We start from the raw sequence: 13,959 nt of genomic DNA on the forward strand, positions 1-13,959 counted from the left end.
AATGGAACTCACAACCGTCTGGTTCCTCGTCATCGCGTTCTTCTGGATCGGGTACTTCGTGCTCGAGGGCTTCGACTTCGGGGTCGGGATGCTGGTCCGGGTGCTCGGCCGGGACGAGCCCGAGCGGCGCGCCGCGATCACCACGATCGGGCCGGTCTGGGACGGCAACGAGGTCTGGCTCATCGTGGCCGGCGCGACGACCTTCGCGGCCTTCCCCGAGTGGTACGCGTCGTTGTTCAGCGGGTTCTACCTGCCGCTGTTCGCGATCGTGGTGTCGCTGATCCTGCGCGGCGTCGCGATCGAGTACCGCGGCAAGCGCGACGACCTGCTCTGGCGTGGGCGGATGGACACCCTGATCACGGTCGGGTCGCTGGTCCCGGCGCTGCTGTGGGGGATCACCTTCGCCAACCTGGTCCGCGGCGTACCGCTGGATGCCTCGCATGAGTTCGTCGGGAGTCTGGGGTCGCTGCTCAACCCGTTCGCGCTGCTGGGCGGGGTGACGCTCACGGCGTTGTTCGTGGCGCACGGGGCGATCTTCCTGGCCCTGAAGACGACGGGGGAGTTGCGGGAGCGGGCCAATCGGCTCGCCTCGGTGTGCGGCCTGGCGGCGGGAGTACTGGCTGTGGGCTTCCTGACCTGGGCCCATGGGCAGCGCGGCGATCTCTGGTCGACTGTGCTGGCGGTAGGTGCCGCTGGCGCGTTGGTGGCCGGGCTGGTCGCCAACAGGATGCGCCGCGAGGGTTGGGCCTTCGTGGGGACCACAGTGGCGATCGGACTCGCAGTGGCGTCCCTGTTCGTGGCGATGTTCCCCGCGGTGATGCCGTCGTCGCTGGACCCGGCGTGGAGCCTCAATACAGTCAACGCAGCCTCGTCGCCCTACTCGCTGAAGGTGCTGACGGTGATCGCGGCGATCAGTACGCCGTTGGTGCTGCTGTACCAGGGCTGGACCTACTGGGTGTTCCGTAAGCGCGTCACGGTCGCGGTGTCATGAAGCCGCTCGACCCCAGGCTGTTGCGGCGGGCACGAGCCGCCCGAGTGTTCTTGGCCGGCTCCGTGCTCATCGGGGTCGCAACCGGTCTGCTGATCATCCTCCAAGCCGTACTACTGGCCCACGGCATCGCCGATGTCGTACTGCGAAACGAGGGCGTCGGCCAGGTGGCTCTCCTGCTCGCAGTGGTCATCGCGGCGCGGGCGGGTCTGCAGTGGCTGCAGGAGGTCGTCGCTCAGCGGGCGGCTGCTGCCGTCAAGTCGACGCTGCGTCGGCAGGTGCTGGAGCACTCGCTGAAACTCGGCCCGGCCTGGCTCAGTGGGGAGCGAAGCAGCAAGCTGACCACCTTGCTCACCAAGGGCTTGGACGACCTCGACCCGTACTTCGCCCGCTATCTCCCGCAGTTGGTTCTGGCAGGTACGGTGCCGGCTGGGGTGGTCGCCTGGATGGCGACTGGTGACCTGCTGGCCGCCGTGACCGTGCTGGTGACTCTGCCGCTCATCCCGATCTTCATGGCGCTGGTGGGCTGGGCGACGGAGGCACACAGCCGTCGCCGGCAGCACGCGCTCGCAGTACTGGCTCATCACTTCTCGGACGTGGTGGCGGGGCTGCCGACGCTGAAGCTGTTCGGCCGGGCGAAGGGGCAGGCGGGCGCAGTACGGCGGGTGACGGACAGGCACCGGGTGGCGTCGATGAAGAGCCTGCGGCTGGCGTTTCTGTCGTCGTTCGTGCTGGAACTGTTGGCGAGCATCTCGGTGGCTCTGGTGGCGGTGGGAGTCGGGCTGCGGCTGGTGGAGGGGAAGCTCGGCCTGGAGACGGCGTTGCTGGTGTTGATCCTGGCGCCCGAGGCCTACCTGCCGCTGCGGCAGGTAGGGGCGCACTTCCACGCGAGCGCTGACGGGGTTGCCGCAAGCGAGGAAGTGTTCCGGGTGCTGGAGACGCCGCTGCCTGAACGAGGTGAGCGGACCGATGTGCCGGACCTGCGGGTGACCTCGTTGCACCTGCACGACGTGACCGTGCGCTATCCGGGGCGGGACGAGCCGGCGCTGAAGGCGTTCGACTTGGATCTGTGGCCGGGGGAGGTTGTCGCGCTCGCCGGTCCTAGTGGGGCCGGGAAGTCGACGGTGATCGCCGCTGTGCTCGGCTTCGTGGTTCCTGAGTCCGGGGTGATGGTGGCCGGCGGCAGTGCGGCGGACGAGTTCGAGCCGGACCTGTGGCGGGCGCAGTTCGGCTGGGTCCCACAGCGTCCAGGCCTGCGTGTGGGAACTATTGCGGACAACGTCCGGCTCGGCCGACCTACTGCTACCGACGAGCAGGTACTGCGCGCGCTGGCTGAGGCAGGCGCCTCGGAGCTGGACCCGGCCAAGCCTGTCGGTGAGGGCGGACAGTTGCTGTCAGGTGGTCAGCGGAGGCGGGTGGCGCTGGCCAGAGCCCTGATCACCGAGGCGCCGGTACTGCTGCTGGATGAGCCGACTGCTGGGCTGGACGCGTCATCTGAAGCGGCTGTAGTGGCGAACCTCCGGGCGAGCGGGCGCACGGTGCTGCTGGTCGCGCATCGGCCCGCACTGCTGGCCGCTGCAGACCGCGTAGTGACTGTTGGAGCTGCGGCGAACAGGATGGTGGCGGTGTGAGTACAGCACTGGGGCTTGCCAAGCCGGAGGGGACGACTACGCCGAGGCTGGCGCTTGCCTTGCTGGCTGGGGTGCTGGCGTCCGGCTCCGCGGTGGCGTTGTTGGCGACGTCCGCGTGGCTCATCACGACGGCGGCCGCGCAACCACCCGTGCTGACCCTGCTGGTGGCGATCGTGGCAGTCCGGGCCTTTGGCGTGGGGCGAGGCTTCTTCCGGTACGTCGAACGCCTCGCGGCGCACGACGCGGCGTACAGGGTGCTGGGAGAGACGCGGTCGCGGATCACCGCACGCCTCGAGGAACTGGCACCTGCCGGGTTGTCATCGTTGCGCAGCGGGGATCTGCTGGCTCGCCTGCTGCTGGACGTCGATGCTGTGCTGGATCTCTGGCTGCGGGTCGTCTTGCCTGTGCTGGTGGCAGCTCTGACCGGAACTGCGACGGTTGCGCTGCTGGTGGTGTTCTTGCCGTCGGCGGGCGTCGCCGTGGCGGTTGCTGTGGCGCTCGCGTGCACGGTGGTGCCGTGGGTGACGTCCGCGACTGCACGACGGGCGGAGAGGTCAATCGCCGGGGCTCGCGGAGAGGTGGCCGCGTCAGCGACGGAGACGTTGCTGACCGCAGCCGATGTGGTCGCCTTCAGCGCTGTCGACGACGTGCTCCGAGCCTTCGGTGCGGCGGATGCACGACTGGCGGCAGCTGAGCGACGGTCGGCCTGGAGCGCTGGGTTCGGGAACGCGCTGCTGGTTCTGTGTGTCGGCGGTGCGAGCTTGGCGGGGCTGGTGCTTGGTAGTAGCGCAGACATCTCCGGGCCGGTGTTCGCCGTCTTGGTGTTGACGCCCCTGGCCCTGGCCGACGTCCTCGGTGGACTCCCCGCTGCAGCACAGTTGGCCACCCGCGTCAGGTCGTCCCTCTCGCGGGTCCAGGAGGTGCTGGACACTCGGACTCCGGTAAGAGAACCAGAGACGCCGAAGCCCCTACCGTCGGGCCGCGACCTGGTAGTGCGGTCACTAGATGCCGGCTACAACCCCCAGGCCGCGGTCTTGCGGGGCGTAGACCTGACGGTCCCCTTCGGGAGCCGCGTAGTTGTCACGGGAGCCAGTGGCGCGGGGAAGAGCACGCTGGCGAGCGTGTTGCTGCGGTTCCTGGAGCCGTGGGGTGGCCAGGTGTTGCTGGGTGGGGTGGATGTCAGCCAACTGGCGGGCGACGAGGTGCGGTCGGTGGTGGGGCTGCTGACTCAGGAGAGCCACGTGTTCGACACGAGCATCCGGGAGAACCTGCTGCTCGCGAAGCCCGGGGCCAGCGACCTGAGGTTGTGGAAGGCGCTGTACCAGGCTCGGCTCGGGGAGTTCGTGAAGAGCCTGCCGGAAGGGCTCGACACGATGGTGGGGGAGCACGGGGCGCGGTTGTCCGGGGGAGAGCGGCAGCGGCTGGCGTTCGCCCGCCTGCTGCTGGCGGATCACGACGTGCTCGTGCTGGACGAGCCCACCGAGCATCTCGACGAGGACACCGCCCGCGTCCTGCTGATGGACCTGTTCGCTGCTGCGGGCCGACGTACCGTCGTACTGCTCACACATCGGCCGGAGTTGGCTCCGGAGCTCACGCAGCCGGTGGAGATCCTCGCCGGGCCTACTCCTCACCCGCTGCTACCGGCAACCAACCTGCCGTGAGGGATGCGGGAGGCGGGCCGGGCGTCTGCCAAGATGGGGGATCGTGTTGACCTCTCAGCTTGTCACCCTGCTCACCGACCAGGCCCTGACCGGGGCGGTGGGGTGGGCTTCGTATCAGCTAGCTATCATCGCGGCGATCGCCGTCGTGCTGGTCGCCGGTACGGCCGGTCTGGTCGTCACCAGGCGCCGCAGGGCGGAGCTGCCGGCCACCAAGCCGACTCCCGAGATCACCGAGCCTCAGGTCGGCGACGACGCGGAAGAACCGCGCGACACGCCGACCCGGACGCTCGAGGACACCGAGCTGCCCGAAGCGACGACAACGACCCTGGAGAAGCCCGAGTCCGCGCAGGGCCGGCTGGTCCGGCTGCGCGCCCGGCTGGCCCGTTCGCAGGGCTCGCTCGGCAAGGGCCTGCTCGCGCTGCTGTCGCGGGACAAGCTCGACGACGAGGCGTGGGAGGACATCGAGACCACGCTCATCACGGCCGACGTCGGCGTCACCCCGACCCAGGAACTGGTGGAGAAGCTGCGCACCCGGGTCCGGGTCGAGGGCGTCACCGGTGAGCAGGCGCGGACGATCCTGCGCGAGGAACTGATCGCGCTGGTCGACCCGTCGCTGGACCGCTCGCTGAAGGTCGAGCGCGGGGACAGCCAGCCTGCGGTGGTCCTCGTGGTCGGCGTCAACGGCACCGGCAAGACGACCACGGTCGGCAAGCTGGCCCGGGTCCTGGTCGCCGAGGACAAGCACGTCGTCCTCGGCGCGGCCGACACCTTCCGCGCCGCCGCCGCGGACCAGTTGCAGACCTGGGGCGAGCGGGTCGGCGTCCGGACCGTCCGCGGCCCCGAGGGCGGCGACCCGGCCAGCATCGCGTTCGACGCGGTCAAGCAGGGCATCGAGGAGCAGGCCGACGTCGTCCTGGTCGACACGGCCGGCCGGCTGCACACCAAGACCGGCCTGATGGACGAGCTCGGCAAGGTCAAGCGGGTGATCGAGAAGACGGCCGAGGTGGACGAGGTGCTGCTCGTCATCGACGCCACCACCGGCCAGAACGGTCTCACCCAGGCCCGTGTGTTCGCCGAGGTGATCAACGTGACCGGTCTGGTGCTGACCAAGCTGGACGGCACCGCGAAGGGCGGCATCGTGATCGCTGTGCAGCGCGAGCTGGGCGTGCCGGTCAAGCTGGTCGGCCTCGGCGAAGGCGCCGACGACCTGGCCCCCTTCGACGCCGAGCAGTTCGTCGACGCCCTGCTGGACTAGAGCTTCTTGGCCAGGAACAACTGCGTGCTGACGTCCACCACGACCGATTCAGACAGCAGCGCCTCCAGCTCGGCCACCATCTGCTCGGCCGGATAGCTCGGGCGGATAGCTCGGCCGGACCCGGTCGTACTCCGCCGCGATCTCGCCGAACACCAGCGCGTGTCCCCGGTCATGCGCGGGAGCTTAGCCCTGGTTGCCCGGGCGACGATCAGGTACCAAGGAACAATGAAGCCGCGGATCGTGATCATCGGGGCCGGGTTCGCCGGCTATCACGCAGCCAAGACCCTCTGCCGGCTGGCAGGCGACCGAGCCGAGGTCGTGGTGGTCAACACGACCGACTACTTCCTCTACGTGCCGCTGCTGCCCGAGGTGGCCACCGGCATCCTGGAGCCGCGCCGGATCACGGTGTCGATCGCGGACTCGCTGCCCAACGTCCGCCTGGTCCTCGGGGAGGTGGACGGCCTCGATCTGGACAACCGCAAGGTCCGGTACGCCGATCCGGCCGACCGTCGCGGGGAGATCGAGTACGACCGGCTGATCATCGCCGCGGGGAGCGTCAACAAGCTGCTGCCGATCCCGGGCGTCGCCGAGCACGCGCGCGGGTTCCGGGGGATCCCTGAGGCTGTCTTCCTGCGGGACCACCTGACCCAGCAACTGGAACTGGCCGACGCCTCGAACGACCAGGCCGAGCGGGACTCGCTGTGCACCTTCGTAGTGGTGGGGGCCGGCTACACGGGCACAGAGGTCGCCGCACACGGCGTGCTCTATACCGACCTGCTGAAGAAGCGACGGCCGCGGCTACGGCACCAGCGGATCCGCTGGATGCTGCTGGACGTCGCCGACCGGGTACTGCCCGAGTTGGACCTTCGCCTGTCCCGTACTGCGGACAAGGTGCTCCGCCAGCGGGATGTCGACGTACGGATGCGACTGTCGGTGGAGGAGGCCACGATGGACGGGGTACGGCTCACCAACAAGGAGTTCGTGCCTACCCAGACGCTGGTCTGGTGTGTCGGGGTCCGGCCGGACCCGATGGTCGACGGGCTCGGGTTGAAGACCGAGAAGGGCCGCTTGGTCGTCGACGAGTACCTGAACGTGCCGGGTCATCCCGATGTGTTCGCATGCGGGGATGCGGCCGCAGTACCGGACTTGACCCGGCCTGGTGAGGTGACGCCGATGACCGCGCAGCATGCCGAGCGACAGGGTAGGCAGGCCGCACGCAACGTCGCTGCGACCTTCGGGAAGGGTGAACGGAAGCGGTACGTGCACAAGGATCTCGGGTTCGTGGTGGACCTGGGCGGCAAGCAGGCGGCAGCCAACCCGCTGCAGATCCCGTTAGCGGGCCTGCCGGCCAAGGTGGTGACCCGTGGCTACCACCTGCTCTCCATGCCGGGGAACCGGGCCCGTACCGCGAGCGACTGGCTCTTCGACGCGGCACTGGCCCGGCAGACCACCAACCTGGCGGTCATCCCGGCCGTCGATGTCCCCCTGGAGACAGCGAGTCCCGAGCGGACCCGGCGGCATCAGTAGAAAGATCCGTCCACCACTGCACGTCACCTTCGACCTGTGCGGGCTGCTGGTTCCGCGGCGGCTGCGGAAGCTGACCCAGACGCTCCACCTGCTCTGCCAGCGCGTCCAGAACCGAGCGCAGTTGAACATGGGCCACCTGGGTGAACGTCCGGACGTACTCCAGTTCTGCTGCCTGCGCGTCACTCACAGGCAGGCGCTTGACCGCTGTCTCCACCGAGTCGTGCGCCTGCTGCAGTACGTCGCGCTGCTGGTGCCGGGCCGACTCCACCAGGTCCTTGGCGTACTGCTCGGCCTCGGCGACCAGGTTGTCCGCGATCTGCTGGGCCTGGCTCAGCAGGCCGACGGCGTGCGCCGTGATGTGCGCCCGCTGGTCCTCGTCCGGGGTGCTGTTGCGGTAGCGCTCCAGCTCGGCCCTGAGCTCCGCCCGGTCCGCGTCCGCGTACTCGATCTGCTCCGCCAGCGCACCCAGGTACGCCGCCACCTCGTCCGGGTCCAGGCCCTTGCGGCGGGTGCCGAAGGTCTGGTGCCGGATCGCGTTCGGCGACTGGACGGGTCTCCGGGCGAACGGGTCTTCGCGCGTCACTGCTGGCCCCCTGGCGAGGTCGTGGTCCCGAAGGACTCGATGCGGATTTCTGCCGCCGGGGTGCCGGCTCCGGTGAGTTCGTCGACGGTGTGAGCCACCATGGCCGGGGACCCGCACACCAGAGCGGTGTGTCCGGTCCACGGGCCGTGTTCGGCGGCCACTGAGCCGACCAGACCTCGCTGGCCCGGGTATGACCTGTCGTCCGACACCACTGGCGTGTAGCTGAACCAGGGCCGCTTGGCGAGCCTGGTGAGTTGCTGGTGCTCGTAGAGGTTCCACGGCATCCGGGCTCCGTGGAACAGGTGCACCATCGGGATGTCAGCCGGCTGCGTCCGCCGGTCGAGCTGCTCCAGCATCGCCCGCAGCGGAGCCAGCCCGGTGCCACCGGCGACCATCAGCAGGTTCCGCCGGCCGTCGTCCGGCAGTTTCAGGGTGTCGCCGACCGGCGCACCGAGGCGAACCGGATCCCCCTTCTTCAGCGACCGTACCGCGGGTCCGCTGACCTGGCCGCCGGGCACCAACCCGATGTGCAGCTCGATCGACCCGTCGTCGCGCGGGGCGTTCGCGGGACTGAAATAGCGCCACCTCCGGGGCCGGTACGGGATCTCCAGCGCGACGGACTGGCCCGGCTGGTAGGTGAGCGGCTGCTCCGGCCGGATCTGCACGATCGTCACGTCCATCGTGCGGCGGTCCACACCGAGCACCTCGCCGGGCCACCAGGCCGGGGTCTCCTCGGCGGACTCCTCGGCCGCCTGGACCATCACCGTCGCGACCAGGCCGTACGCCTCGGCCCAGTCGGCCGCGAGCTCAGAGGTCCAGGACGCGCCGAGGAAGTGCTGAAGGGTGGCGAGCAGGGACGCGCCGACCGCCGAGTAGTGCTCCGCGATCACCGAGAACCGCCGGTGGTCCCGGCCGAGTTGCTGCAGGAAGGGCACCACTTCGTCGAGTTGTGCGGCGTTGCTGACGACGGCTCCGAGCGCTCCGACGAGCTTGTCCCGCTGGGCGGCCATCGAGACCGGGAACATCTCCCGGACCTCGGGATGGGAAAGGAACAGGTGGGAGTAGAAGAACAGCGGGACCTCGTCACCGGACTTGGCGACCAGGGCCCAGCTGTTCTTCAGCGCGGCCGGGTCCATCCCCGCGTCAGTGCGCGGTGACGATGTCGTCCTGGGTGGCGCCGAGCGCCTTGACCACCCGGCCGATGATGTCGTCCGGCACGCTGTGCGCCTCCAGCGCGGCGATCAGGTGCTCCACCACCCGGCCGAAGTCCGCGTCGGTGATGCCGCGGCCGCGGTGCGCCTCGGCGAGGTCGGCGCCCTCGTACGAGACCGGGCCGCCCATCACCTGGGAGACGAGCTGCACCTGGTGGCGCTTCAGCCGGGCCAGGTCGGTGCCCTCGAAGTACCCGGCCAGCCGGGGGTCGGCGAGCACGCTTTGGTAGAACAAATCCACGACCGACGAGATCGCCGCGCCACCGCCGACGGCGGCGTAATCACTTGTCTGCTCAACCACGGAGCAACCCTCTCCCATGTGTGGAATCGATCCCCGAGCGGACCCGATCCGAACACTTGAACCAGGGGTTGGTCAAGCGATCGCAAGAGATTCGAAAAGATCCGTCCGTAGTCCGTTCGTGACGTTGACAACCCTGCTCCGCAAGGTCAATCTAGGCCGCCGGGGGCACGTGCTATTGATTGCCTTAGGCAACGGCAAGCCCGATTTTCAGTTGCGCATTTGACCACTGGACACTGCCTGTCCCGAGCCTGCCGGTGGGATCGACAGAATGGGTCCGTGGACGAGGCCGAGTTGGAGACGCTGCTGCGGGAGTTGACCCCGCAGGTGCTGGGCGCGGTGGTGCGGCGTACCGGGGATTTCACCGCGGCGGAGGACGCCGTCCAGGAGGCGCTGATCGCGGCGGCCAGGACGTGGCCGCGGGAGGGGATCCCGGGCAACCCGCGCGGGTGGTTGATCCAGTCGGCGTCGCGGCGGTTCATCGACGAGATCCGCCAGGAGCGGGCCCGGCGCAAGCGAGAGGAACTGGCGGCGCAGCGCGACGTGCCGGCCGAGGACGTCGAGGAGAAGGATGACACGCTGCGGCTGCTGTTCCTGTGCTGCCACCCCGCGCTGACCCCGGCCTCGGCGATCGCGCTCACCCTGCGCGCCGTCGGCGGACTGACCACGGCCGAGATCGCCAGGGCGTACCTGGTGCCTGAGGCAACGATGGCGCAGCGGATCACCCGGGCGAAGCTGAAGCTCAAGGGCATGGACTTCGACCTGGAGCCCAGCGAGGAACGGCTGCGGCAGGTGCTGCACGTGCTCTACCTGCTGTTCAACGAGGGCTACACGAGCAGCGGCGGAGCAGAGTTGCATCGCGCCGACCTGTCCGGCGAGGCGATCCGGTTGACCCGGATGGTGCATGGATTGTTGCCGGAGTGGCTGACCGGGGTGGCGGGGTGGGGTCAGCAGGTGCAGGGCCAGGTCACTGGGCTGCTGGCGCTGATGTTGCTGACCGATGCCCGCCGCCCGGCCCGGACCGGACCGGCGGGGGAGCTGATCCCGCTGGCGGACCAGGACCGGTCGCTGTGGGACAAGGACTTCATCAGTGAAGGGCTGGAGTTGGCAGTCGACGCGTTCGGCAGGAAGCCGCTGGGCGAGTACCAACTGCAGGCCGCGATCGCCGCGCTGCACGACGAGGTGGACCGGCCGGAGGACACCGACTGGCCCCAGATCGTCGCGCTCTACGACCTGCTGGAAGACCTGTCGGGCAACCCGATGGTGACCCTGAACCGCGCGATCGCTGTGGCGATGGTGGACGGTCCCAAGGCTGGCTTGGAACTCCTCGAGCCACTGGACGACAAGCTCGCGGGGCACTACCGGCTGGACGCAGTACGAGGTCATCTGTTCGAGCAGATCGGAGACCTCGAGACTGCGGCGAAGTACTTCAGCACGGCGGCCCGGCGTACTACGAGCCTCCCGGAGCGCGACTACCTGACCACCAAGGCGGCTGAGGTCAGTGGTGCTGGGCGAAAGCCGCAGTGATCTCGTCGCGGCCCTCACCCGTTGCCAGCAGCAACCTGAGGAGTACGCGTGCCTTGTAGGGGTCGAGGAAGCCGCCGTCGATCAGGCCGCGGCTGAGGAGATCGGACTCCGAGCCCACTGAGCTGTAGGTGTTGCGCAGCACTGAGCCGCCACCGGTCCGGGAGGTCAGCACCACTGGCATGCGCTCGGCCAATGCGCCGAACACCGGCGCTAGGGCAGCCGGCACGTGCCCGACGCCGTAGCCCGCTACGACCAACCCCTGGTGAGTCTCGGCCAGTCCCTCGAGCAGTAGCCCGTCATCGTCGAGAGTGACTGTGTAGAGCGCCACCCGCGCCGCATCCAGCTCCGCCGGCTCAGCCCGACCCGGTACTCCGTCCTGCCGGCTGGGCCGGGCGAGAATCCTCACCTGGCCCTCGACGAGCTGGCCGATCGGTCCGACGTTGGGGGAGGCGAACGTCGCAGTACTCGTGCTGTGGGTCTTGCGGACCCACCGGGCGGCATGGATCTGGTCGTTGAAGACGACCAGCGCGCCGAGGTCGCGGGCGGCGGGAGAGCAGGCCACCCGGGTCGCGGCGAGCAGGTTCGCCGGACCGTCGGGGCCGGCCAGAGTGGGGTTGCGCATCGCGCCGGTCAGCACGAACGGCTGTGGGTGCGGCCAGACCTGGTCGACCAGGAAGGCCGTCTCCTCCAGGGTGTCCGAGCCCTGGGTGACGACGACGCCGGTGGCACCGTTGCTGACCGCCTTCGACGCCGCGTCGACGACGTCGAGCATTGTGGCGAGCGTGAGGTTCGCGCTCGGCACGGCCTCCACGTCCTGGACCTCCAGCGGCACCGGCAGTTCCGCCAGGCCGGGAACCGCCGCGGCCAGATCGGCCCCGGTCAGCCGGGCCACGCCCTCGGACGTCCGGCCGGCCATCGAGATGGTGCCGCCGAGGGTGAACAACGCAACGCTCACGGAGGGGCCGTCCTTTCGGGGGTGACAGAAGCTTTCGGGGCGACAGCTTTCGGGGTGACAACCGCCCGGCAAGCTACCACTACTTGGAGCGAGCGCGGACGTGCATCCGCTCGCCCTGCGGGCCGTACAGGCAGAGCATCTCGGCGGCCCCCGGCCCCGGGTTGCCGAACCAGTGCGGGATCCGGGTGTCGAACTCGGCCACCTCGCCCTCGGCCAGGATGATGTCCTGGTCGCCCAGCACCAGCCGGATCCGCCCTGACAGCACGTAGACCCAGTCGTAGCCCTCGTGGGTCTTCTGGTTCGGCTCGCCTCCCGGCCATCCCGCCGGCACGATCTGCTTGAAGGCCTGCAGTCCGCCCGGACGCCGGGTCAACGGGATCACCGTCGCGCCGTGGTGGTGCTTGATCGGCTTCGCGTGGATGCGGGGATCGCCGGTCGGCGGCGCGTCGACCAGTTCGTCCAGTTGCACCTGGTGGGCGCGGGCCAGCGGCAGCAGCAGTTCGAGCGTCGGCCGGCGCTGACCGGCCTCCAGCCGCGACAGCGTGCTCACCGAGATGCCCGTGTCCGTGGACAGCTGGGACAACGTCGTACCGCGCTCCTGGCGGAGCTTGCGCAACCGCGGGCCGACCGCTTCCAGGACCTCGTCGTAGGTTTCCATGATTGCCATTCTGGCAAACTTTCTTGTCGTTTTCGAGAAAGCGACGCATCGTCGGTCAGGTAGACATCGACGAAGGAGCTGGGCATGAAGAAGTACGACGTGGTGGTGGTCGGGGGCGGTGCCGCGGGACTGAGCGGCGCGCTGGCGTTGGTCCGGGCGCGCCGATCGGTGCTGGTGATCGACAACGGCACGCCGCGCAACGCGCCGGCCGAGCACGTGCACAACTACCTGACCCGCGACGGGGTCCCGCCGGGCGAGCTCTACGCGATCGGCCGGAAGGAGGTCACGGGGTACGGGGGTGAGGTCGTGATCGGCACGGTGACCTCGGTGCGTCCGGCCGAGCCGTCCGGCTTCGTGGTGGAGCAGGCCGGACGCGAGCCGGTCGAGGCTCGGCGGCTGCTCGTGACCGCAGGTGTGGTGGACGAGTTGCCTGACGTCCCCGGGCTGGCTGAGCGGTTCGGGCGCGACGTCCTGCACTGTCCGTACTGCCACGGGTGGGAGGTGCGCGACCAAGCGATCGGAGTACTGGGGACGGGTGCGATGGCGATCCACCAGGCGCTGCTGTTCCGGCAGTGGAGCGAGGACGTGACGCTGTTCTTGCACGAGGGTCCGCAGCCGACCGAGGAGGAGTGGAAGCAGCTCGCAGCGCGCGGAATCTCTGTCGTGCAAGGGAAAGTCGAGGCTGTCGAGGTCGCCGACGACAGGCTCACGGGCCTCCGGCTGGAAGGTGGCCGGGTCATCCCGCGGCAGGCGCTGGTGGTCCAGACCCGGCTGCGCGCGCGTGCGGACTTCCTGGACGATCTCGGCCTCAAGGCGGTCGAGCGTGAAGCCCGGGGGATGATCATCGGCACGGCGATCGATTCCGACCCCACCGGGAAGACCGAGGTTCCGGGCGTCTGGGTGGCCGGCAACGTGACCGACCCGATGAGTCAGGTGATCACCTCGGCCGCCGCCGGCCTTGCGGCCGGTGCCATGCTCAATGCCGACCTGCTGGCAGAAGACACCCAGCAAGCCGTCGACGCCTACCGCGCCGGTGTCACTGTGTCTGTCGTCTAGCCGGCTGTCTGTTGCCTGGCGCGGTGGGCGGCGGCCTTGACCCGGCTCTGACACTGCGGCGAGCAGAACCGCTTCTTGCTGTTGCGGGAGGCGTCCACGAACACCCGATCGCAGGCCGGCGCGGCGCAAACGCCCAGCCGGCCTGCGAGGTCGCTGCCCACCGCCATCGCGAGCCCGGCCGCGCACCCGGCGGCCCACCCGTTGGCCAGGCTGTCGTCGGCGCCGTGGAAGTGCAGGTTCCAGCCGTCGGTGCGATCGAGTTGTGGTCTGGCGTTCGTCTCCAGCAGCAGCGCGTTGATCTCGGTCGCGGCGCGGTCCGCGTCGCCGGCGTGCGCAGCCTCGAAGACCACCCGCATCCTGACCGCCACCGCCGCCAGTTGTTTCGCCTCCGACGCGCTCACCTCGGGCCTGCGCCGGCCGTCACCGCCCAGCGCGTCGGCAGCGGCGACAGTGAGCGCCTCGCCTGTTGGTGCGGTGGCGTCGGCACCGCCGGACCGGCCGGGCGTCAAGCGGTTGACCAGCTGGACCGCAGCGGTCAGCAGGTTCAAGACGTGACTATCGAACTTCACTTGACCAGTCACTCCCAAGGCTCATAGAGTCGCGCTGTCG

Annotated in this window: 14 protein-coding genes; 7 read left to right on the top strand and 7 right to left on the bottom strand. The window is 69.3% G+C overall.

Translation table 11 applies throughout. The annotated features are described in order from the left end of the window. Nucleotide 1: 1 nt before the first annotated feature. The 4 genes from cydB (at nt 2) to ftsY (ending at nt 5,535) form a co-directional block, all read left to right on the top strand. The gene (gene cydB, locus ABD255_RS15290) at nt 2-991 is read left to right on the top strand and encodes a cytochrome d ubiquinol oxidase subunit II (RefSeq protein ID WP_344214230.1); all 990 of its coding nucleotides are present in this window, start codon (nt 2-4) and stop codon (nt 989-991) included. After that, the gene (cydD, locus tag ABD255_RS15295; protein WP_344214232.1) at nt 988-2,619 is read left to right on the top strand and encodes a thiol reductant ABC exporter subunit CydD; all 1,632 of its coding nucleotides are present in this window, start codon (nt 988-990) and stop codon (nt 2,617-2,619) included. Before cydB ends, cydD begins: the two co-directional genes overlap by 4 nt. Then, nucleotides 2,616-4,280, top strand: coding sequence for a thiol reductant ABC exporter subunit CydC (cydC, locus tag ABD255_RS15300; protein ID WP_344214234.1), 1,665 nt, complete (start codon nt 2,616-2,618; stop codon nt 4,278-4,280). Before cydD ends, cydC begins: the two co-directional genes overlap by 4 nt. Before the next feature lie 97 nt (nt 4,281-4,377). Beyond that, nucleotides 4,378-5,535: a signal recognition particle-docking protein FtsY gene (gene ftsY, locus ABD255_RS15305; protein WP_425554431.1), complete on the top strand. Its 1,158-nt coding sequence runs from the start codon at nt 4,378-4,380 to the stop codon at nt 5,533-5,535. Here the strand turns inward: ftsY and ABD255_RS15310 are convergent. After that, nucleotides 5,532-5,708, bottom strand: a complete 177-nt coding sequence (locus tag ABD255_RS15310; RefSeq protein ID WP_344214238.1) for a hypothetical protein — start codon at nt 5,706-5,708, stop codon at nt 5,532-5,534. The genes ftsY and ABD255_RS15310 overlap by 4 nt on opposite strands. Nucleotides 5,709-5,760: 52 nt before the next feature. On the opposite strand from ABD255_RS15310, the gene ABD255_RS15315 reads away from it, so the two are divergent. Continuing rightward, entirely contained in the window at nt 5,761-7,062 is a 1,302-nt protein-coding gene (locus tag ABD255_RS15315; RefSeq protein WP_344214240.1) for an NAD(P)/FAD-dependent oxidoreductase, read from the top strand. On the opposite strand, the gene ABD255_RS15320 is transcribed toward ABD255_RS15315, so the two are convergent. From ABD255_RS15320 to ABD255_RS15330, 3 genes are read right to left on the bottom strand one after another with little or no spacing between them, the layout of a single operon-like run. Then, nucleotides 6,998-7,645 (bottom strand): DivIVA domain-containing protein, encoded by a 648-nt coding sequence (locus ABD255_RS15320; protein WP_344214242.1) that lies wholly within the window; start codon nt 7,643-7,645, stop codon nt 6,998-7,000. The genes ABD255_RS15315 and ABD255_RS15320 overlap by 65 nt on opposite strands. Then, nucleotides 7,642-8,781 (bottom strand): globin domain-containing protein, encoded by a 1,140-nt coding sequence (locus ABD255_RS15325; RefSeq protein ID WP_344214244.1) that lies wholly within the window; start codon nt 8,779-8,781, stop codon nt 7,642-7,644. Before ABD255_RS15325 ends, ABD255_RS15320 begins: the two co-directional genes overlap by 4 nt. A 7-nt stretch (nt 8,782-8,788) precedes the next feature. Continuing rightward, nucleotides 8,789-9,157, bottom strand: a complete 369-nt coding sequence (locus ABD255_RS15330; RefSeq protein ID WP_344214246.1) for a group I truncated hemoglobin — start codon at nt 9,155-9,157, stop codon at nt 8,789-8,791. Between the two features lie 276 nt (nt 9,158-9,433). Here ABD255_RS15330 and ABD255_RS15335 point away from each other — a divergent pair, with 276 nt between their 5' ends. Then, nucleotides 9,434-10,681 (top strand): RNA polymerase sigma factor, encoded by a 1,248-nt coding sequence (locus ABD255_RS15335; RefSeq protein WP_344214248.1) that lies wholly within the window; start codon nt 9,434-9,436, stop codon nt 10,679-10,681. Here the strand turns inward: ABD255_RS15335 and ABD255_RS15340 are convergent. Both ABD255_RS15340 and ABD255_RS15345 read right to left on the bottom strand, forming a co-directional pair. Then, on the bottom strand, nt 10,653-11,636 hold the full coding sequence (locus tag ABD255_RS15340) for an asparaginase (RefSeq protein WP_344214250.1): 984 nt from the start codon (nt 11,634-11,636) through the stop codon (nt 10,653-10,655). The two genes, ABD255_RS15335 and ABD255_RS15340, sit on opposite strands and share 29 nt — an antisense overlap. 79 nt (nt 11,637-11,715) lie before the next feature. Further along, nucleotides 11,716-12,294, bottom strand: a complete 579-nt coding sequence (locus ABD255_RS15345) for a helix-turn-helix domain-containing protein (RefSeq protein ID WP_344214252.1) — start codon at nt 12,292-12,294, stop codon at nt 11,716-11,718. A gap of 84 nt (nt 12,295-12,378) precedes the next feature. On the opposite strand from ABD255_RS15345, the gene ABD255_RS15350 reads away from it, so the two are divergent. Then, nucleotides 12,379-13,350, top strand: coding sequence for an NAD(P)/FAD-dependent oxidoreductase (locus ABD255_RS15350; protein ID WP_344214254.1), 972 nt, complete (start codon nt 12,379-12,381; stop codon nt 13,348-13,350). Here ABD255_RS15350 and ABD255_RS15355 read toward each other — a convergent pair. Next, nucleotides 13,347-13,919, bottom strand: a complete 573-nt coding sequence (locus ABD255_RS15355) for a CGNR zinc finger domain-containing protein (RefSeq protein WP_344214256.1) — start codon at nt 13,917-13,919, stop codon at nt 13,347-13,349. The two genes, ABD255_RS15350 and ABD255_RS15355, sit on opposite strands and share 4 nt — an antisense overlap. Nucleotides 13,920-13,959 lie beyond the last annotated feature (40 nt).

It is taken from the genome of Kribbella sancticallisti, assembly GCF_039530625.1.
Taxonomy (GTDB): Bacteria; Actinomycetota; Actinomycetes; order Propionibacteriales; family Kribbellaceae; genus Kribbella; species Kribbella sancticallisti.